Origin of the sequence: Parasphingopyxis lamellibrachiae, assembly GCF_003385775.1 — a bacterium.
Classification (GTDB): Bacteria; Pseudomonadota; Alphaproteobacteria; order Sphingomonadales; family Sphingomonadaceae; genus Parasphingopyxis; species Parasphingopyxis lamellibrachiae.
The window spans coordinates 882,007-902,263 of sequence record NZ_QRDP01000004.1; the positions used below are offsets into that span (position 1 = coordinate 882,007).

Annotated in this window: 21 protein-coding genes; 11 read left to right on the forward strand and 10 right to left on the reverse strand. The window is 60.6% G+C overall.

The annotated features are described in order from the left end of the window. The first annotated feature begins 8 nt into the window (after positions 1–8). Entirely contained in the window at positions 9–998 is a 990-nt protein-coding gene (locus DFR46_RS04375; protein ID WP_245953675.1) for a M23 family metallopeptidase, read from the forward strand. Beyond that, on the forward strand, positions 998–2,035 hold the full coding sequence (locus DFR46_RS04380) for a potassium channel family protein (protein WP_116235343.1): 1,038 nt from the start codon (positions 998–1,000) through the stop codon (positions 2,033–2,035). The genes DFR46_RS04375 and DFR46_RS04380 overlap by 1 nt, the downstream gene beginning before the upstream one ends. 2 nt (positions 2,036–2,037) lie before the next feature. Here DFR46_RS04380 and DFR46_RS04385 read toward each other — a convergent pair whose 3' ends face one another. Beyond that, positions 2,038–2,442 (reverse strand): DUF1761 domain-containing protein, encoded by a 405-nt coding sequence (locus tag DFR46_RS04385; RefSeq protein ID WP_116235344.1) that lies wholly within the window; start codon positions 2,440–2,442, stop codon positions 2,038–2,040. A 109-nt stretch (positions 2,443–2,551) separates the two neighbouring features. Here DFR46_RS04385 and rimO point away from each other — a divergent pair, with 109 nt between their 5' ends. Then, entirely contained in the window at positions 2,552–3,889 is a 1,338-nt protein-coding gene (gene rimO / locus DFR46_RS04390; RefSeq protein ID WP_116237144.1) for a 30S ribosomal protein S12 methylthiotransferase RimO, read from the forward strand. Here rimO and DFR46_RS04395 read toward each other — a convergent pair. Further along, entirely contained in the window at positions 3,886–4,467 is a 582-nt protein-coding gene (locus DFR46_RS04395) for a hypothetical protein (protein WP_116235345.1), read from the reverse strand. The genes rimO and DFR46_RS04395 overlap by 4 nt on opposite strands. Positions 4,468–4,534: 67 nt before the next feature. Here DFR46_RS04395 and DFR46_RS04400 point away from each other — a divergent pair, with 67 nt between their 5' ends. From DFR46_RS04400 to DFR46_RS04415, 4 genes are all read left to right on the forward strand, one after another. After that, positions 4,535–5,929, forward strand: coding sequence for a leucyl aminopeptidase family protein (locus DFR46_RS04400; protein ID WP_116235346.1), 1,395 nt, complete (start codon positions 4,535–4,537; stop codon positions 5,927–5,929). Positions 5,930–6,165: 236 nt separating this feature from the next. Further along, positions 6,166–7,080: a C40 family peptidase gene (locus tag DFR46_RS04405; RefSeq protein WP_245953677.1), complete on the forward strand. Its 915-nt coding sequence runs from the start codon at positions 6,166–6,168 to the stop codon at positions 7,078–7,080. Further along, positions 7,077–8,018, forward strand: a complete 942-nt coding sequence (gene argC, locus DFR46_RS04410) for an N-acetyl-gamma-glutamyl-phosphate reductase (protein ID WP_116235348.1) — start codon at positions 7,077–7,079, stop codon at positions 8,016–8,018. The genes DFR46_RS04405 and argC overlap by 4 nt, the downstream gene beginning before the upstream one ends. 79 nt (positions 8,019–8,097) lie before the next feature. Then, positions 8,098–8,538: a hypothetical protein gene (locus DFR46_RS04415; protein ID WP_116235349.1), complete on the forward strand. Its 441-nt coding sequence runs from the start codon at positions 8,098–8,100 to the stop codon at positions 8,536–8,538. Between the two features lie 4 nt (positions 8,539–8,542). Here DFR46_RS04415 and mltG read toward each other — a convergent pair whose 3' ends face one another. The 6 genes from mltG to fabD form a co-directional block, all read right to left on the reverse strand. Next, a complete protein-coding gene (gene mltG, locus DFR46_RS04420; RefSeq protein WP_116235350.1) occupies positions 8,543–9,520 on the reverse strand; it encodes an endolytic transglycosylase MltG in 978 nt (325 codons plus the stop codon). Between the two features lie 12 nt (positions 9,521–9,532). After that, positions 9,533–10,789, reverse strand: coding sequence for a beta-ketoacyl-ACP synthase II (gene fabF / locus DFR46_RS04425; RefSeq protein ID WP_116237145.1), 1,257 nt, complete (start codon positions 10,787–10,789; stop codon positions 9,533–9,535). A gap of 137 nt (positions 10,790–10,926) precedes the next feature. Beyond that, positions 10,927–11,163 (reverse strand): acyl carrier protein, encoded by a 237-nt coding sequence (locus DFR46_RS04430; protein ID WP_116235351.1) that lies wholly within the window; start codon positions 11,161–11,163, stop codon positions 10,927–10,929. Positions 11,164–11,245: 82 nt separating this feature from the next. Beyond that, complete coding sequence (gene fabG / locus DFR46_RS04435) at positions 11,246–11,983, reverse strand: 3-oxoacyl-ACP reductase FabG (protein ID WP_116235352.1); 738 nt, start codon at positions 11,981–11,983, stop codon at positions 11,246–11,248. 8 nt (positions 11,984–11,991) lie between these two features. After that, positions 11,992–12,273 carry a DUF7957 family protein gene (locus DFR46_RS15065; protein WP_116235353.1) on the reverse strand — a complete coding sequence of 94 codons (282 nt, stop codon included), beginning with the start codon at positions 12,271–12,273 and terminating at the stop codon, positions 11,992–11,994. Further along, entirely contained in the window at positions 12,270–13,205 is a 936-nt protein-coding gene (gene fabD, locus DFR46_RS04445) for an ACP S-malonyltransferase (protein WP_116235354.1), read from the reverse strand. Before fabD ends, DFR46_RS15065 begins: the two co-directional genes overlap by 4 nt. A 139-nt stretch (positions 13,206–13,344) precedes the next feature. On the opposite strand from fabD, the gene DFR46_RS04450 reads away from it, so the two are divergent. The 4 genes from DFR46_RS04450 (at position 13,345) to DFR46_RS04465 (ending at position 17,136) form a co-directional block, all read left to right on the forward strand. Further along, the gene (locus DFR46_RS04450) at positions 13,345–14,697 is read left to right on the forward strand and encodes a phosphotransferase family protein (RefSeq protein ID WP_162843391.1); all 1,353 of its coding nucleotides are present in this window, start codon (positions 13,345–13,347) and stop codon (positions 14,695–14,697) included. Then, positions 14,694–15,956 carry an acyl-CoA dehydrogenase family protein gene (locus DFR46_RS04455; protein WP_116235356.1) on the forward strand — a complete coding sequence of 421 codons (1,263 nt, stop codon included), beginning with the start codon at positions 14,694–14,696 and terminating at the stop codon, positions 15,954–15,956. Before DFR46_RS04450 ends, DFR46_RS04455 begins: the two co-directional genes overlap by 4 nt. A 93-nt stretch (positions 15,957–16,049) precedes the next feature. After that, complete coding sequence (locus DFR46_RS04460) at positions 16,050–16,424, forward strand: VOC family protein (RefSeq protein ID WP_116235357.1); 375 nt, start codon at positions 16,050–16,052, stop codon at positions 16,422–16,424. A 16-nt stretch (positions 16,425–16,440) separates the two neighbouring features. Continuing rightward, a complete protein-coding gene (locus tag DFR46_RS04465) occupies positions 16,441–17,136 on the forward strand; it encodes a helix-turn-helix transcriptional regulator (RefSeq protein ID WP_116235358.1) in 696 nt (231 codons plus the stop codon). Positions 17,137–17,160: 24 nt separating this feature from the next. On the opposite strand, the gene DFR46_RS04470 is transcribed toward DFR46_RS04465, so the two are convergent. Together DFR46_RS04470 and DFR46_RS04475 are read right to left on the reverse strand one after the other, a co-directional pair. Further along, complete coding sequence (locus tag DFR46_RS04470) at positions 17,161–18,618, reverse strand: tryptophan 7-halogenase (protein WP_162843392.1); 1,458 nt, start codon at positions 18,616–18,618, stop codon at positions 17,161–17,163. Between the two features lie 17 nt (positions 18,619–18,635). Beyond that, positions 18,636–20,168 carry a tryptophan halogenase family protein gene (locus DFR46_RS04475; protein ID WP_211306371.1) on the reverse strand — a complete coding sequence of 511 codons (1,533 nt, stop codon included), beginning with the start codon at positions 20,166–20,168 and terminating at the stop codon, positions 18,636–18,638. Positions 20,169–20,257: the final 89 nt, after the last annotated feature.

A 20,257-nucleotide genomic window follows, 5' to 3' on the forward strand; every position in this document is an offset into this window, starting at 1 on the left:
CGGCGCTAATGTTGAGCGCGTGCATTCCCGCGCCGTCCGGTCCGCGCACCGCTTCGCGTCCACCTGCCGCCCGCCCTGCACCTCCACCGGCGCCGCTTACCAGCTGGCAGCCGAGCGCGGTCGCTGCCAATGCCGCCGAAATCGACGCCACCCGCTATATCGTGCGCCCGGGCGACACTTTGAGCGGCATTGCGCGCAACACAGGCGCAAGCATCAGCGCCATTGCCGACGCAAACAATATCGCCCCACCCTATATCATCCGGCCGGGTCAGGTTCTGGATATCCCGGCCGGGCGTTATCACGAAGTCCAGCGCGGAGAGACGGGAATCGCGATAGCCCGCACTTACGGCGTCGACTGGTCGGAAGTCGCAACGCTCAATCGGCTGGAAGAACCCTTCATCCTGAGGGCCGGCCAGCGGATATTGCTGCCAAGCACAAGGGCCGTTGCCTCGATGACCCGCGAACAGCGCGCCGCCGCGTTCGATCTCGACATCGACGATATCGTCACGGGGGGCGAACCCGCACTCGCCGAAAACGAACAGGCGACGCCGCCGATACGAACCGCTCAGCAGGTGCTTCCGGCCGACGCCGCCGTCCGCTCTCCCGCGAATTTTGCCGGCCAGTTCGGTTGGCCGCTCACCGGTCGGATACTCTCGCCATTTGGCCGCGGCGCCGAAGGTCAGCGCAACAATGGCCTTAACATCGGTGCGGTACGCGGGACGCCCGTCCTCGCTTCGGCCGACGGCGTCGTGCTGTATGCGGGCGACGAGATCCAGGTGCATGGCGGGCTCATCCTCCTGAACCATGGCGATGGCTGGATCACGGCCTATGCCAATATGGAAGATTTGCAGGTCGCCAGGGGTCAGCGTGTCGAACGCGGCCAGGTCATCGCCCGTGCCAGCGATACCGGACAGGTCGACCAGCCGCAGCTCCATTTCGAGATTCGCCGCAATCGCCAACCGGTCGACCCCGCTCTTCACCTGCCGGACCTTTCCTGATGATGGGACCGAGTCGACCGCCCCCCGACCGCATGGGGGAACTGAGACGCAAAACCGGATTGTCGCGCTGGAGCTCGCTCACCATGCGCGCGGCCTTCGTGTTCTTCCTCGTCGGAATCGCCATCAGCGTCCATTGGTTCGATCGCGAAGGCTATGTCGATCACGCCGACGGCAATATCAATTTTTCCGACGTTCTGTACTTCACAATGGTCACGATCACGACCGTCGGCTATGGTGATATCGTGCCGGTTACCGACCGCGCCCGGTTGTTCGAAGCCATACTCGTCACACCGATCCGCCTGTTCATCTGGCTGATCTTTTTGGGGACGGCCTATGATTTTCTGTTACAAAAGAGCTGGAGTCGCTGGCGCATGAGCATCATCCAGAAGAATCTTCACAACCATATCGTGGTTGCCGGTTTCGGGATCAGCGGATCGGAGGCCGTGGACGAGCTTCTCGAACGCGGGATCGACCCTTCCGAAATTGTCGTTATCGATCAGGATCATGGCCGTCTCGAAGCCGCTGAAAAACGCGGTTGCAACGTGATGGAGGGGGATGCTTCGCGCGACAAGACCCTTAACCAGGTTCGCGTCTCCCGGGCCCGTTCGATGATCGTTTCCGCAGGCCGGGACGACACCTCGATACTGGTCGTGCTCACGGCGCGCGCGCTGGCACCCAAACTCTCGATCAGCGTGCTCGTGCGCGCTTCGGACAATGAACAACTCGCCCGCCAGGCCGGTGCATCAAATGTCATCAACCCGGTGAGCTTCGCCGGGCTCCTGCTCGCCGGTTCCTGCCACGGCCCGCATATTTCGGACTATATGGCCGACCTTGCCTCGGCGACGGGCCGCGTTGCGCTCCGCGAGCGCATGGCAACCCATATGGAGGAAGGCCTACCGCTGGGCGCCCTCCAGACCGGGCTCGGCGTTCGCATCTACCGCAACGGTAAGCCCTTTGGCTTCTGGGAAGAAGAAGCCAAGCAGATCCTGGAAGGCGATCTCATCGTCGAGATTGTCGGCAAGCCCGACAACGACTGACCTTAGAGCAGGGCGTGAACAACGCCCATCGCCGCATAGAAGAGCAGCCAATAGGTCGCATCGATCAGAAACAGCGTCCGGCTTTTCTGCGAAAACAGGTAATTGGTGCCGATCGCCGGAACAAGAAAACCGAGTGCAATCCCGACCGAAACCATCAGGATGGTCCCCAGATCGGCGGCCGGGAAATAGGTCAGGACATGCGCCAGAGTTGTCGATGCGACAAGGCTGAGGACGAAGGTCGTTCCGTATATCATACCCATATTGCCGGACTGGATATCCTCTTCGGTCAGACCGACCGCCCCCATCCATTTCTTGCCCATCACCGGGCCATACCAGATACCACCGACAACAAAGCCGGCGGCCGCGGCCGCGATTATCGCGATCCAGTTTTCTGCATAAAATTCCATTCTTCCCCTCCCTCAAAGCGATTATGGAGAGGGACTATAGCGCAAATTCGGTCGAATTGCTGCGAAAACGGTGACAGCGTGGCAATTCGGGACTATGGCGCACCGCATCATGGCAACTCAACTCCCATCCCCGCCGAAAGTCGGCATGGTTTCGCTCGGCTGTCCCAAGGCGCTGGTGGACAGCGAACGCATCCTCACCAAGCTGCGTTCGGACGGCTATGGCCTGTCGCCCGATTTCGACGGGGCGGACGTGGTTCTCGTCAACACCTGCGGTTTTCTGGACAGCGCCAAGGAGGAGAGTCTCGAAGCGATCGGCGAAGCGATCGCAGAGAATGGGCGGGTGATAGTCACCGGCTGCATGGGCAATGAAGCGGCTCTGATCCGGGATCGTTTTCCCGATGTGCTCGCCATATCGGGGCCCCAGCAATATGAAGAGGTCGTCCACGCGGTCCACGATGCCGCGCCCATGCCGCCCTCTCCCTATGTCAATCTGGTGCCCGAAACCGGGCTCAAGCTGACGCCGCGCCACTACAGCTATCTGAAGATTTCCGAGGGCTGCAATCATCGCTGCGCCTTTTGCATCATCCCGTCGATCCGCGGCGATCTTGTCAGCCGCCGACCCGACGCCGTGCTGCGCGAAGCCGAAAAGCTGGTCGCGGCGGGCACGAAAGAGCTGCTGGTCATCAGCCAGGACACATCGGCCTATGGCGTCGACCTGCGCCATGCGGAATGGCCCTGGAAAGGCGAAGAGGTCCGCGCGCATATGACCGATCTTGCCCGCGAACTCGGGAAATTGGGGGCATGGGTCAGGCTCCATTATGTCTATCCCTATCCACATGTCGATCAGGTCATCCCGTTGATGGCGGACGGCCTGATCACCCCCTATCTCGACATCCCGTTCCAGCACGCCTCCCCGCAAGTCCTGAAGGCCATGAAACGCCCGGCCAATGAAGCAAAAGTGCTGGAGCGCATTGCGAAGTGGCGCGCCATCTGCCCGGATATCACGATCCGCTCGACCTTCATCACCGGTTTTCCGGGCGAAACCGAGGAGGATTTCCAGTATCTGCTCGACTGGCTCGACGAAGCGCAGCTCGACCGGGTCGGCGCGTTTCGCTTCGAACCGGTCGAAGGCGCGCGCGCCAACGCCCTGCCCGATCCGGTCGCCGAAGAGGTGAAGGAGGAGCGTTACGCGAGGCTGATGGAAAAATGCGCCGCAATTTCCGCCGCCAAACTGCAGGCCAAGATCGGCTCGACCCAGAAGGTCATTATCGATCTTGTCGACGAAGATGGCGGCGCGACGGGTCGATCACAGGCCGATGCGCCGGAAATCGACGGCGAAGTCCATCTGCGCGACACATCGGGCCTTGAACCCGGCGATATCGTTTCGGTCACGATAGAAGACGCCGATGCGCACGACCTGTTCGGCGTACCCGTTACCGCGACCTAGCTGATACCCGCGCGCTCCCGCTTGTTGCGGTTTGAGCGGCGGACGAGAAACACGATCAGCGCGATGATTCCGGCAAAGAATATCAGCGCGACAATGCCCGCCCACATGAACACCTTGCCCACGGTTTCCATCGTTTCCAGATCGGCCGGCGGTTCGCTCGAACTTTCGACATTCCAGGCTGTGATGCGCTGCGGGCCGCCATCCTGAAGGGTCGAAATCGTGGTTGTCGTCCACCGTGTTTCGTCAGTCGTGACGAGCGTAAACTCTTTCTCCGTTCGCGCACCGGCATCGAGGCCGCTCGAGTGCATGCTATAAGCAATGATCCGCGTTTCGCTGTCGCCATCCGGGAACATGGCCGCTGCCTGCTCGAACTGGCTGGCGCTTTCCTTCCAGATTTCCGGATCGACCATCGCCTCCAGGGCTGCGCTGTCGCGCGCCTGGATATTGTCGACAAAGGCCTGCACCATCGCGCGATCCTCTTCCGAGGTCATGGTTTCGATCATTCCCTGCATCGAGCAGGCTGCGAGTAGCCCGGCAAACAGCAGAATGAAGGCGTTTCTTATGGTCGTTATGGACATGGTCTCTCCCCCCGAATGCAGACAAACGGCCTTGGCGTTTTACGCCTCTTCTGTCTAAGGCGTGAATATGACCGATTATGCTTCCATGCTCCAGCCCGACAAGGGACAATCCGCCCACACCATTCATCTCGTCAATCCTGATGGCTTCGACGAATGGCTCAAGGCGTTGCCCGATCGCGAACGCCAATCCGTCACCGCCCAGGGATTCACGGGGAAAGAGGCCGAGCTTGCCATTCTGGCCGGCAAGGAGGCCGATGCATGGTCTGCCGTAATCGGCGTCGCCAACCCGGAAAAACTCTCCAGCTGGTGCCTGGCCAAGGCCGCAGAAAACCTGCCCGCCGGCGAATATCGCCTGGTTGAAGGCGAACCGGGGCAAGCGGCCTTTGGCTGGCTATGCGCGCAATACCGGTTCGATCGCTACAAACAGGACCCGGAAGCGGTCGGCACGAAAACGCTCCTGACGTCCAAGCCAGCCATAATCGACGAGATGGTCGCGCTTGCAGAAGCGACGGATCTCGTTCGCACACTCGTCAATATACCGGCCAGCGATCTCGGCCCCGCCGAGCTGCAGGACGCGGCCGAAACCATTGCAACCAACCATGGTGCGGAAATGTCGGTGATTTCGGGCACCGACCTGACCGAAGGCTATCCGATGATCGACGCCGTAGGCCGAGCCGCGGCGACCGATCGCGCGCCGCGCCTGATAGAGCTTCAATGGGGCAAGACCGACGATCCCAGAATTGCCATTGTCGGCAAGGGCGTGTGTTTCGATTCCGGTGGCCTCAACATCAAGGGCGCCGCGGGCATGCGCTGGATGAAGAAGGATATGGGCGGCGCCGCGCATGCACTGGCGCTGGCCGGACTAATCATGGCCAGAAAACTACCGGTTCGGCTGCACCTCCTCATCCCGGCGGTCGAGAACGCGATCGCCGGCAACGCCTTCCGGCCCGGCGACATCATCCCGAGCCGCAAGGGGCTGAGCGTGGAAATCGGCAACACCGATGCCGAAGGCCGGCTCATTCTTGGCGATGCGCTGAGCAAGGCCTGCGAGGACGAACCGGAACTGCTGATCGACTTTGCAACCCTGACGGGCGCAGCCCGCGGCGCATTGGGGCCGGACCTGCCCGCCCTGTTCACGGACGATGCGGAACTGGCTGACGATATCATTGCGGCAGGCATTGCCGGCGACGACCCCATCTGGCAGCTGCCGCTGTGGAACGGCTATGACGAATGGCTCAAATCGCCGACAGCCGATATCAGCAGCACATCGTCCGTTCCCATGGCCGGTGCTTCGACAGCGGCACTGTTTCTCCGGAAATTTGTCGAGAATGGAACGAAATGGTCCCATCTCGATACATTCGCCTGGCGCAACGCCGCCAAACCCGGCCGCCCCAAAGGCGGCGAAGCACTGGGAATAAGAGCTCATTGGGGCATGCTGAAAAAACGCTATCTCCCAGAATAAAGCCGTTTACCGGCAATGGTATAGAGAATTTGCAGACCGCACGCGGGAAATAGGTATTCAGACGCCTGACCCCTGGCCATCCGATCGCAGTGCACACCTGAAAGATACAGCTTTCCAGAGCCCTTGCGCCTCGCGCCTTGAATACTCTCTGTGCACTCGGCTATCTGCGACGCAAGCGCGATATATGCGACCCTCGCATAATCCTCATCGCACAGGCACCAAATGAGGCTCCTTCCTTGAACGGTACGAAAAACTCTTCGACCAAGACCGGCCAACCGGCTGCCAGATCCGCCTCTATGGAGCAAAGCCGGCAGAGCTTTACTCTCAAGCCGCTGGCTGCCGCCCTCGACCCGCGCATTCACGCCTATCGGGACGATATCGCCGATATCGCGCTGGCGGACCGGATCGCCCTGCCCCATTATGTCAAACCGGCGATGCGCCAGATTGGCCAGCCGATCGCCAATCTTCACGCAGAGCCCTCTGAAACGAGCGAACTTGGTTCCCAACTGCTGTTCGGCGAGGGTTTCGCGCTTCTGGACATTGATGACGGCTGGGCCTGGGGTTATGGGCTGCACGATCATTTTGTCGGCTTCGTCCGCAAGGAGGCGTTGGTTGCGCCAAGCGAAGCAACGCACATCGTCAAGGCTCTTGCGACACCGGCAGACCCGGCGGCACAGCTCTACATGGGGAGCCGGCTTACCGGAACGGTCGATGGCGATCGCTTCGTTATGGATAGCGGTTCGGTTTCCGTAAAAGACATCCGGCCGGTCGATGAAACCGTTTCCGATCCCGTTGCCGTTGCCGAAGCCTTTGTCGGCACGCCCTATCTCCTGGGAGGCAGAAGCGTCGAGGGGATCGATTGTTCGGGTCTGGTGCAGCAGTCTCTCGCAATGGCCGGGCATCGGGTGCAACGCGACAGCGATCTGCAGCAGGCGACTATCGGCGCAACGCTGGCCGACGGCGCGGAACTCCGGCGCGGAGACCTTGTATTCTTCCCCGAGCATGTCGGTCTGATGGTGGATGGCGAAACGCTGATCCATGCCAGCGGACACAATGGCAAAGTGTGTACGGAAGCTCTGGCAGACGTCGTCGCGCGGATCGGCAAGGACCATGATCAGCCGGTTCTGGTCAGGCGGAGGATCGCCGGGTGACGATTTCCGTATTTATCGATGGCGGCCACGGGACAACCGGGCTCGAGATTCGCGAAAGACTGGCCGAGCGGGCGGAAATCGCTCTGATTGCGCTCGATGACGACCGGCGCAAAGACGCCAATGCCCGGCTCGACGCCCTGAACGGGGCGGATATCGCAATCCTCTGCCTGCCTGATGATGCGGCGCGGGACGCAGTTGCGATGGTCGGCAATGGTGACACCAAAATCATCGATGCATCGACCGCGCACCGGACAACCGCGGGCTGGACATACGGCTTTCCCGAATGGGAGACAGGCCACAGAAATGCGATTGCATCGAGCAGACGGGTGGGAAATCCTGGCTGCTATGCACAGACCTTTATAGCCCTCACCCATCCCCTGATCCTGGCAGGCATCCTGCCGGGTAACACATGTGTCAGTGTGAATGCCGTATCGGGCTATTCCGGCGGCGGCCGCGCGATGATCGAGGAGTTCGGGGGCGGAGCAAGCCCCACGGCGTTTCGCAACTATGCCCTGCCCCTGCGGCACAAGCACCTTCCCGAAATGCAACAGCATAGCGGGCTGGACAATCCGCCCCTGTTTTCACCGTCCGTTGCCAATCTCTATCAGGGCATGCTCGTCGAAATCCCGCTGCATCTCAGCCAGATGAGGGCCGGAACGACGGACAGCGACATACGCACGGCGCTGCAAGAACGCTATGCCGACAGTCGGCTGATCGCCGTTCTCGACGAAGAAGACAGCGCGGCTCTCGATGCCGTTACCATCGAGCGCTGCGCGGGGACGGACCGGATGGATATCATGGTTTTTGCCAACAGTGATTCCGGCCAGATCAGGCTGTGTGCAGTGCTCGACAATCTGGGCAAGGGAGCAGCCGGCGCAGCGGTTCAAAACCTCAATCTCATGGGTGGTTTCGACGAATATGCCGGCCTGAGGTTTTAACCCCTTCGCTTATCCACCGCTTTATTCACATTTAGCGGATAATCGGGTAGAAGCTCAGTATAAAAACTGAGAGGTCGCCGTGAACAACGTTCTGAGCAGAAAGCCACCCGGTTCTTTTTGGGCAATATCGATACTCGCGCTACTCTGGAACGGCATCGGCTGCTTCCAGTATTTTGCGCTGACAACCGCAACCGACGAACAGCTTGCAACGATGTTTTCCGCCGCGGAAAGGACCATTTTTCAATCAACGCCTGCCTGGGTAACCGGTGCGTTCGCCATTGCGGTGTTCGGCGGGCTGATCGGGGCTCTGGCCCTGCTTGCCCGCAAGGCCTGGGCGCGGATCCTCTTTATCCTTTCGCTGATCGCAGTGGTCGTGCAGCATTCCTGGACGTTCGTGTTCAGCGGCTATCTCGATATCATGCCGGCGACCGCGGCTATTGGCCCCGTCCTCGTGGTTATCGTCGGCATTTTCGAGATCTGGTATGCGGGCAACGCCGTCAAACGCGGCTGGCTGCGCTGATTGCCTAGTCCATCTCGCCGCGTTGGCGGCGCAGTTCGTACCAGCGTTCCACATTGTCGCGATGCTCGCCATAGGTTTCGGCGAACACATGCGTTCCCGATCCGTCCGAATTCGCTACAAAAAAGAGCGCATCGGTCTCTGCCGGATTGAGAACGGCGGCGATCGCGTCGCGCCCGACATTGGCAATCGGACCGCGCGGCAGGCCCGCCATGGCATATGTGTTGTAATCGTTGCGCTGATCGATCTCCGAACGCCGGATACGCCGGCCCAGTGCCCGCCCCTGCGTGATCGGGTAGATGATCGTCGGATCGGCCTGGAGGCGCATCCCGATGCGCAGCCGGTTGGAATAGACGCCCGCAATGATCGGGCGTTCCGAGGGCTCAGCCGTTTCCTTCTCGACGATCGATGCCAGAATAACCGCTTCCCGGGGCGTCTCAACCGCGATATCGTCGCTACGCACGGCCCATAACGCGGCCAGTTCCTCGTCGAGCGCCAGTTGCATGCGCGAGAGCAGATCCGCACGGCTTTCCCCGCGTTCGTAGGAATAGCTGTCGGCCAGCACCGATCCTTCTTCAGGCACCGGTATTTCACCCGTCAGCAGTTCCGTCGCCATCAGTCTTTCATGGACCAGTACCGCTGGCATGCCCTCGGGAATCGTCACGAAACGCTGTATGGCCGGGGCTTCCTGCAATATGCGCAGCGCGCCGGATTGGCTGACCCGTGCCGGCATTTCATATTCGCCTGCCCGGATCGGTGCATTGCTGCCCAGGAAACGCGCAAACAGCAGGAACCGGCTCTGCGAACGGATGACGCCGGCTTCCTCAAGGGTAAGCGCTGCATCCGTGAGCGTTGCGCCATCGGCAATGGTAACAGCAACCGGTTCATCCAACGGACCGGCACCACTCCAGCTGCGCAGGGCCGCGACAAGCCCGACTACCAGCAACCCTGCAACAATGAGCCCCAGACAACCAAGCCTGCGCATGACGATTATTCCCTATACGGCTCGCATGATGACGCTGGCGTTGGTTCCACCGAAACCGAAACTATTGTTCAGTACGGCCTTCACTTCGCGCTGTTTCGCTTCGTGCGGAACAAGATCCATGCCCGCCGTCCCCTCTTCCGGATTGTCGAGGTTCAGCGTCGGCGGAACCAGCTGGTCGCGAAGCGCCAGAATGCAGAAGATCGATTCTACCGCTCCCGCACCGCCCAGAAGATGGCCGATCGCCGATTTGGTCGAGCTCATGGATAATGAATTGGCGGCGTCGCCGAACAGCCGCTTCACCGCATCCAGCTCGATAAGATCGGCCATTGTCGACGTGCCATGTGCATTCACATAGTCAATTTCGCTTGCGTCAAGACCAGCCTTACGCAGCGCCATTTCCATCGAACGATAAGCGCCGATACCGTCGGGATGCGGCGCGGTGACGTGATAGGCATCGCCCGAAAGTCCATAGCCGACAACCTCGGCATAGATATTCGCGCCGCGGGCCTTGGCCCGCTCATATTCCTCGAGCACCACTACGCCGGCGCCCTCCCCCATAACGAAACCGCTGCGATCGCGATCATAGGGTCGGCTCGCCTTTTCCGGTTCCTCGTTGCGATTGGTGCAAAGCGCCTTGGCTTGCGCGAATCCGGCGATGCCGATCGGGCAGATGGCCCCTTCGGAGCCGCCCGCCAGCATGACATCGGCATCGTCGAGCGCGATCATCCGCGCCGCGTCGCCAATCGAATGTGCCCCTGTCGAACAAGCGGTTACCACAGCGTGATTGGGTCCCATCAGGCCGTATTTTATGCTGACCTGGCCGGAAATAAGGTTGATGAGCCGGCCATGCACAAAGTGCGGGCTGACCCGGCCCGGCCCCCGCTCGGCCAGGACCAACGATTCGCTTTCAATTCCAGGAAGTCCGCCAATGCCCGACCCTATAGAGCAGCCGGCGCGGAATTTTTCCTCCTCGGTCATTTCGGTAAGGCCAGCATCTTCGAGAGCCTGCCCCGCTGCATCGATACCGAAAATGATGAACGGGTCGACCTGCCGCTGGACCTTGTGATCGACGCGCAATGACGGATCGAAACCGTAGGGATGGTCAGCCGGTTTAACTTCGCAGGCGATTGTGCATTTTTGGTCGGAGGGGTCGAACCGGGTTATCTGCCCGGCGCCGGACTTCCCGGCAGTCAGATTCTTCCATGTGGTTTCAACGTCTCCGCCCAATGGCGTGACCAATCCCAGTCCAGTGACAACTACACGGCGCATTTTCATGCCTCCCTATTGCATGGCCCCTTCGCAGGCCTCGTTATAACGGCAAAACGGCTCCCCGGGTTCTGGACCGGGGAGCCGCATTAATCCATTTGGCTCGGTCTGGCGACCGGGCTCCCTCATCGCCTAAGCGATTAGGCGTTCTGTTTGTCGATATAGGTGATCGCATCCTTGACGGTCGCGATATCCTCGGCAGCATCGTCCGGAATTTCGACACCGAATTCTTCTTCGAATGCCATTACCAGCTCAACGATATCGAGGCTGTCTGCGCCAAGATCATCGATGAAGGCGGCATCTTCAGTGACCTTGTCGGCTTCAACGCCGAGATGCTCAGTGACGATCTTTTTGACCCGATCAGCAGTATCGCTCATGGAATATCCTTTACTTTAATGATTCCCGGTTTTCCTAAAGGGCAGCGCGTTTTGGCGCAAGCCCCGTTCATCTTAAGGCAAGCTATAACATCGCCATTCCACCGTTCACATGCAAGGTCTCGCCCGTAATATAGGCAGCTTCGTCCGATGCCAGATAGGCGACGGCGGCGGCGATATCATCGCCCTCACCCAGCTTTCCGGCCGGAATCCGGGTCATCAGCGCCTCTTTCTGCGCTTCGGGCAGCTCATCGGTCATTGCCGAGCGGATAAAGCCCGGCGCCACGCAGTTTACCGTGATCCCGCGGCTCGCCACTTCCTGCGCCAGCGCCTTGGACATGCCGATCAGACCGGCCTTGGACGCCGCATAATTGGCCTGGCCGGGATTTCCGGTTGCGCCGACCACGGAGGTGATCGAGATGATCCGTCCACCCCGCGCCTTCATCATTGGCCTAAGAGAGGCCCGCGCCAGCCGGAAAGCCGCCTCCAGATTGATCCGGATAACGTCATTCCATTCCTCGTCCTTCATCCGCATCGCGAGATTATCGCGCGTCACGCCGGCATTGTTGACGAGAATATCGAGTTTCCCCAGCGCCTCGATAGCCGAGGGAACCAGTGCATCCACAGCATCGGGATCGGAAAGATTGCAAGGCAGGATAACAGGATCGCCGCCAATATCCGCAGCAACCGCCTGCAAGGCCTCTTCGCGCGTGCCCGAAAGCGCAACGCGTGCGCCCTGCGCCGCCAGCGCTTTCGCAATCGCAGAGCCGATGCCGCCCGATGCGCCGGTCACCAGCGCCGTTTTGCCTGTAAGATCGAACATCAATATTCCTATTTAGTGAAAACCGAAGACAGAATGGCCCCATTCTCGAGCGAAATTTCTTTCAGATAGCAACCCCAGGTATTTCCGAAGAGCCGGCCATTGTTGATGCGAACGGCAACGTAATGATCGTCTTCAGATGGTTTGACCGGAGATTGCCAGAGAAGGGACCCGTTTTGGTCATAGCAGTAAAGGTTGCTCTCATTTGATGGTGTCGAATAATAGTCTTTAAGAACAAGACGCCGACCATTCGGCAAAACAAGCTCCCCATTGTTGCGTAAATTGCAGTTCACAACGAAGCCAGTACGGCCTCGATATCGTCCATCGAAACCACGCTTTTCTGGCTCGTATCCCGCGCGATCCGCTTGACCATCGGGGCGACGACCTTACCGCCGAACTCGATGAATTCGGTCACGCCCTCTCCGGCCATCGCTGCAATGCTTTCACGCCAGCGCACCATTGCCGTTACCTGTTCGACGAGTAGCCCGCGAATAGCCTCATGCTCGCCAACCGCCGAGGCAGTGACATTGGCATAGAGCATAGCCGACAGCGGATGGATCTCCACACCGGCCAGCGCCTCTTCCATCGCATCAGCCGCCGGCTTCATCAACGGACAGTGAAACGGCGCGGAAACCGCCAGCGGCATTGCGCGGCGCGCACCTTTTTCCTTGGCCAGTTCGCAGGCGCGCTCGACGGCGCCCTTATGCCCGGAGATGACGATCTGGCCCGGCGCATTGTCATTGGCAATTACACAGACTTCGCCTTCTGCTGACGCATCCGCAACTTCCTGCGCCGGATCGAATTCAAGACCGAGGAACACCGCCATCGCTCCTTCGCCGACCGGTACGGCGGCCTGCATGGCCTGCCCCCGACGCTTGAGAAGCCGTGCGGTGGTCGCAAGATCGAAACCGCCCGCAGCACATAAAGCGGTATATTCTCCCAAGCTGTGCCCGGCGACAAAATCGGCCTTGTCGGCCAGCGTGATGCCGCCTTCCTGCTCCAGCACCCGCAGGGTGGCGATGGCATTGGCCATGATCGCAGGCTGGGCGTTCTCGGTAAGTGTCAGCTCATCCTCCGGCCCTTCGCGCATCAACGCGGACAGATTTTGCCCGAGCGCATCGTCGACTTCCTGAAAGGTTTCGCGCGCTACCGCGCTTGCCTCGGCCAGCACCGAACCCATTCCGACCGCCTGACTGCCCTGTCCCGGAAAAATAAATGCCCGCATAGTAAACCCCTGTTGTTTGCCCTCCGACTAGGCAGCGCGGGAACGCGATGCAAGCATTGAACACCCGCCTGGTTGCCGCTAGCGTCAACCTATGTCCGGTGATTCGTTAGAATACGAACTAAATCGTTTTTGCGCCCGCATGTTCGGCGAGAGCGGGGAAATTGCCCATCTGAGACGGCTGACAGGCGGCGCCAATATGGAAAGCTGGGCGTTCGATTATGGCGATCGCAGACTCGTGCTCCGCCGCACTCCGGGCAATGGCGAACGCAATGAAGATCTGTCTCGGATAACTATGGAGAGCGAGGCACGGCTCATCGCTCTCGCATGTGAGCAGGGCGTCTCCGCCCCGCCGGTAATGGGCATTCTCAAGCCGGAGGACGATCTCGGCCAGGGCTATGTGATGGAACGGATTGCCGGAGAAACGCTCCCGCACAAGATCCTCGACAATCCCGATTTCGCGAAAGCTGAACAACAGCTGGCCGGGCAGTGTGCAGGCGAATTGGCCAAGATTCACGCAATTCCGCTTGATCGCCTGCCCGCGGATATGCCCCGCGATGAGGCCAAGACGCTGCTCGCCGGCCTTGCCGAACGGTATCGCGAATATGGCGCTCATGTCCCCGTTTTCGATTATGCGCTGCGCTGGCTTGAGGATCACCTGCCCGAGCCGGCCCAGCCCTGCCTGCTGCATGGCGATTTCCGGATGGGCAATCTGATGATCGATGGCGACGGTATCGCGGCGATCCTCGACTGGGAACTCGCCCATATCGGCGACCCGGCCCAGGATCTCGCCTATCTGTGCACACCAAGCTGGCGATTTACGCGGCATGACAAGCCGGTGGGCGGTTTTGCCGGGATAGATGAATTTCTGAATGCCTATGAAGCAGCCAGCGGCGCAGCCGTCGAGCGCACACGTTTCGATTTCTGGCTCGTCTATTCCACCCTCTGGTGGGGCGTGTGCTGCCTTGGCATGACCAGTATCTGGCGCACGGGCCAGGACCGGACCCTTGAGCGTGCTGTCATTGGGCGGCGAGTGAGCGAGGTCGAGGTGGACCTGCTCCTGCTGTTCGATCCGATGCTCGACGAGAGCGCCGACCGGAAGATCGACTGGGCATTGCCCGCAGCGCCCAGCCATAAGGGCCAAACCCATAGCGCGGAATTGCTGGAAGCGTTGATCGGTTGGGACAGCGACGATGTCATTCCCCATGCCAGGAGCCGAGACCTTTTTCAGGCTCGCGTTGCCAAAAATGCCATGGGGATGTTGCAGCGGGAAGCCGTGCTGGGGCCTGTATTTGATTCCCGGCAACGGGAGCGTCTCAAGGCGCTCGGCCTTACCGCCGACGAACTGCGCATGAGGCTTGCCGAGGGCACGCTCTCGCCAGCCGACCCGGCCCTGCTTGCGCATCTGCGCCTCACGGCCCTCGAACGCCTGTCCGTCGACCAACCCAGATATCCCGGCCTTGCGGCCGCCCTCAAGCAATGGACCATGTCATGAGCTTTGAAATCCCGCAGGACATTGAAGACTATCTCGCCGAACTTGACGCGTTCATCGATGCCGAGATCAAACCGCTGGAACAGCGCGACGACAATATTCGGTTTTTCGATCATCGTCGCGAACATGCGCGCACCGATTGGGACAATGAGGGCCTGCCGCGGGAAGACTGGGAAGAGCTGCTCCGCGAAATGCGCCAAAAAGCCGATGCAGCGGGGCATTATCGCTACGCGCTGCCGGAGGAATTCGGCGGCAAGAACGGCTCCAATCTCGCCATGGCGCGGATCCGCGAGCATCTCGCCGCCAAGGGTCTGGGGCTCCATAACGACCTTCAGAATGAAAGCTCGATCGTCGGCAATCTGGTTCTGCCGCTCGTCGTCCGCGATTTCGGGACAGAAGAGCAGAAGCAGAAATTCATTCCGTCGCTGCTCGATGGCACGATGCGCTGGACATTCGGCCTAACGGAAGAGGCCCATGGCTCGGATGCCACCCATATGGAAACGCGCGCTGTCCGCGAAACGCGGGACGGCGTGGATGGCTGGCTGATCAATGGCGAGAAGATGTGGACGACCGGCAGCCATGTCGCGACCCACTGCATGCTGTTCGCGCGCACCGAAGGCCCTGACGGTGCGGCCAAGGGCATCACCTGCTTCATCGTCCCGCAGGACAGCCCCGGATTCGAGATCGGCGAATATATGTGGACGTTCAACATGCCGACGGATCACCCCAAAGTGTCGCTGACCGATGTCTGGGTTCCGGGCGATGCGATTCTCGGCGATCCCGAATGGGGGCTCGCCTGCGCCCAGCATTTTGTCCATGAGAACCGCATCCGCCAGGCCGCATCCTCGCTCGGCGCAGCGCAATATTGCATCGACGAAGCGGTGAAATATGCCGGCGAGCGCAAACCGTTCGGCAAGCCGCTTTCCGCCAATCAGGCGATCCAGTTCCCGCTTGTCGAGCTGCAGACGGACGCCGAAATGCTCCGCTTGCTGATCTACAAGACGGCCTGGCAGATGGACCAGATGCCGAAAACCGAAGTCGCCAAGCAGCTCTCCGACAAGGTCAGCATGTGCAACTACCGGGCCAACCGGCTGGTCTGCGAAGCCGCCGACCGCGCGATGCAGGTGCATGGCGGCATCGGCTATTCCCGGCACAAGCCGTTCGAGCATATCTACCGCCATCACCGGCGGTACCGCATCACCGAAGGCGCAGAAGAGATCCAGATGCGCAAGGTGGGCGGCGTGCTGTTCGGCTATATTTGAGCAGTCTGCGCACACCCGCACTCTCCTGACACAATGCTGTCAGTAGAGGTGTGGCAGGAAAGGCGTGCTCCCGAAACAACAAGGAACACGCCAATGACCGACTCTCCCTCCAACCGCCTCGTCTGGGCGGAAATCCCCGTCACCGATCTCGATCGCGCGGCCGCTTTCTATGAAAAAATTCTCGGCGAACCGCTGAAGCGCGACAATACCGGCCCGAACCCGATGGCGATGCTGCCCTGCTCGGACCCAACCAACGGCGTAGCGGGCCATCTGTATCCGGGCACGCCCGCGAAAAAGGGCGAAGGCGTGACCGCCCATCTGGCGACGCCTTTCGAACTGGATGATGCCATGGCCAGGGTTGGCGAAGCCGGCGGCGAAATCGTCTCGGATGTCATCACCATCCCGGCCGGCTCGTTTTTCTACGCCATCGACACCGAGGGCAATTCTCTCGGCATCTTCAAAGCCTAGCCGCTATACACTGCCCATGCGACGCGCCGACCGCCTTTTTCAGATCGTGCAATATCTGCGCGGCGGTCGGCTCGTTACCGCCGCGATGCTCGCCGAACGGCTCGAGGTTTCCGAGCGTACGATCTACCGCGACATCGCAGACCTTCAGTCGACCGGCGTGCCGGTCGATGGCGAAGCGGGGGTTGGCTACGTCATGCGCAGCGGGTTCGACCTCCCTCCCCTGATGTTCTCCCATGACGAAATTGTCGCGCTGGTCGCCGGTGCCAGGATCGTCCGGTCCTGGGGCGGCGTGGCGATGGCGCGTGCTGCAGAAGAAGCTCTGGTCAAGATCGAAGCCGTGCTGCCGGACAAGGAACGGATGCGCGCCGCCAACACCCAGATTTTTGCGCCGGAAATGGGGATGACCGATCAAACGCGGCAGCTGATCGACGTCTGCGAAGCCGCCGTCGATGCCCGAGCGATCCTGTCTTTCGGCTATCGCGACGAAGCCGGCCAAGCGACGAGCCGATCGGTGCAACCTCTCGGACTCTGGTTCTGGGGCAAAGTATGGACGCTGCTGGCCTGGTGCGAATTGCGCGAGGATTTCAGAATGTTCCGGATCGACCGCATGGCCGATGTCAGCCCGACAGGCGCGACATACAGGCCGGCCCCGGAGCGCTCCCTCGCCGAATGCTTGCGGCAGATGGAGGCGCAATACGGGCCGCAGCGCTAGCGTTCCGGGATTTCGTGGTCCGGGCTATTGCGATTTCCGGACATCGGCGCGCAGACCGCGCATATAATCCGCATGATCCGGCATCTCCTCGATCGCCCGATCGAAATCATCGATCATCTTCCTGAGTATCGGCGGCAGCCTTTTCATATCCAGATAGGCGGTTCGCGGATCATAGCGTTCCGGCGTTGCTCCGAAGCCGATCATCGTCTCGATCCAGCTTTGCTGTTCGAACAGTTCATGGTCGAACTCCACGAAACGGCCGCGGCTGAGAAATTGCTCGAGGCGGATCTGGAGTTGTTCGGGGCGCCGGGCTTCGCGAATACTGGCCCATAAAGGCTCCTTTCGTCCGTTCAGGACGAAGGGCAGCGCGAGAAAATCGCAAATCTGCCGGGCCGAACCAAGCTGGTTCCGGTTGAACTCGGTCGCTTCGATTTCCATGGCGCGGCTGGCGGGAAGCGCGCGCGTCAGATGCCGGGCCTGCTCCAGCAGCAGCATCGTATCGGCCGACAGACAGGGCCCCAATTGCGCGGCGGCGGAACCCAAACGCACCAGATTTGCGGTCCAGGGGGTCTCGCAATAGCGGGGTTCGAAGGGAAACGAAGCGCCCTCGGCCTCAATCTCGGCCGAGGAGAAGAGCATTTCGCACGCGACACCGTCCCGCAATGGCGTTTCGATAACCAAGCCGCCCGGCTTTGCGCGGGCGACCGTGTGGAGATGGCCGACGGGTGGATTGCTGGCGTCGACACTGCGGATGGCCCAGTCGAAGGGCAATATATCGGCAAGCGAATGCGCAAGCGGCTGTTCACCATTGCGCTCAAGCAGGGAGATCGCCCCTGACACATCCACGAACAGGTCGGCCGCAATTTCGCGCCCGTCGTCAAGGCCGATCGACAGAATATCGCCGTCCGGCTTCATAGCGGCATCGACCGGCTTGCCCGCCAGTATCTCCGCACTGCCCTTCGGAAAGCGGGTCTTCAACTGCACGCCGAGATCGGCCCGGTCGAACTGGACCGTCGGACCCAGCATCCGCAGCGGCGATCCCGGATCGTCGGAGCGGTCCGCGAACTTGCCGGCCAGCGCAACCCGGGCCGCGAAGCGCAGCGGCTGAAACAGATGGGCCAGGCGTTCCGGGCCCTCGTGCATCATCGCTGCGCGCAGCATGATGTGATGCAGCGCGATATCGTTGATCGCCGGCAAAGTTCCCGAGGGCGCAACGAAAAAGCGGCTTCCCTCGCCCTGCCAGCCAAGGCAGTCGGTACCCAGGCCGAGCGTGGCGTTGCCGCCTGTCACCAACTCTCTGGCCTCCAGGCCGGCCAGCTCAAAAAAGGGATTGTCGCAGGCCAGTGTCGCGGCGCCGGACGGAATCGTAGCGCTCTCATCTTCCACGAGAATAAGCGCTATGTATTCTGGGAGAGCCTTCTCCAGCAGCGTTGCAACCGGCCAGAGCGCGTCGCCTTGTCCAAAGACCGCAATGCTAGTCAAAGGCCCCTTCTCTCCGCTCACGAGGCGCTCTCTCCGGCAAAAGTTGCGCCATAGTTTTCAAGGAAATCGTCGTGCCGGCTGGTCTGCACGACGGCAGCGGCGATTCTGCTCCTTACCCGTTCCAGATTGGCGGCCAGCTCTTGTTCCGACATCAAATCAACGCGCGGATCATACGCCTCCGGCACAATATTCTGCCCGATGAAAACGGAGAGCCAGCTCGGCGGCAGGAAAAGGCCGTGCGTATATTCGGGCACGATACCACGGCGGCGAAAGGCATCGATCTTGTATTTGAGACTGTCCGGCCATTCCATGTTGCGCATATCGCGCCACAGGGCAGCGTCATCGCGCTGGGTGGCAACATAGTGCAGCATCAGGAAATCGCGAACCCGCTCAAACTCCAGATCCATCAGGCGGTTATACTCGTCGCGATCGGCGGCGTCGCAGTCGCGTTCAGGGAACAGGGCCAGGAGATTGACGATCCCGCTCTGGATGAGATCGATGCTCGTCGATTCCAGCGGTTCCAGGAACCCGCCGGACAGACCGATCGCGACAACATTGCGGTTCCAGAGTTTCCGTCGCTTGCCGGTCTTGAAAAAAAGCTGTTTCGGATCGGCCAGTGGCTCGCCCTCAAGCGTCGTCATCAACTGGTCGAGGGCCTCCTGGTCGCTGATATAGCGGTCGCAATAGACATGGCCATTGCCGATCCGGTGCTGGAGCGGAATCCGCCATTGCCAACCCCCTTTGCGCGCCGTTGCGCGGGTATAGGGGCCTACCGTATCCGTAATCGCGCAGGGGACAGCATAGGCCCGGTTGCACGGTAGATATTCGCTCCAGTCTTCATATCCGGTTTCCAGCTCCTGCTCGATCAGCAAGCCGCGAAAGCCGGAACAATCGACAAACAGGTCGCCAGCAATTTCCCGGCCGGATTCCAACGCGATCCCCGCAACGAAGCCGGTTTCGCCATCCGTCTGAACCGAAACGACCTTCCCCTCCACCCGCTTTGCGCCCTTCTGCTTCGCGAAGTCGGAAAGAAAGACGCCGTAGAGGCTCGCATCGAACTGGAAGGCATAGGAAAAGGCGTCGAGGGGTGAGGCCGGGTCCTCATCGGGCAGGGCAAAACGGTCATTGCGCGCCGCGACGATGGGGTAGCAATACTCGCCAAAGTCATGGGCATCGCCACCAGTATTCTGGCGCACCCAATAATGGTGGAAATCGGCCGGGCCGATAGTCTCTCCATAGGCACCGAAGGGATGGGTGTACCGATCCCCTGCCTTGCCCCAGTCGCAAAACTCAATGCCAAGTTTAATGGTCGCGCTGGTCCGCGCCATCATTTCGCGTTCATCGATACCGAGCGAGCGGTTGAAATAGCGGATCTGCGGCAAAGTCGCCTCACCGACGCCGACGATCCCGATCTCCGCCGATTCGACCAGGGTTATGGACGTTTCCGTCCCGCCAAATCTGTGGGCCAGCGCGGCAGCGGCCATCCATCCCGCCGTCCCACCGCCGATAATGACGATATCGCGAACAGGCCGGCCGACAGGATCGCTCAAACCGCGACTCCCCGCTCTCCGCTCCGCATGAGCGAGGCGGACTTGAAAGGTTTGGTGTTTTGCCGTGCCATCGAAAGAGAAATCTAGTC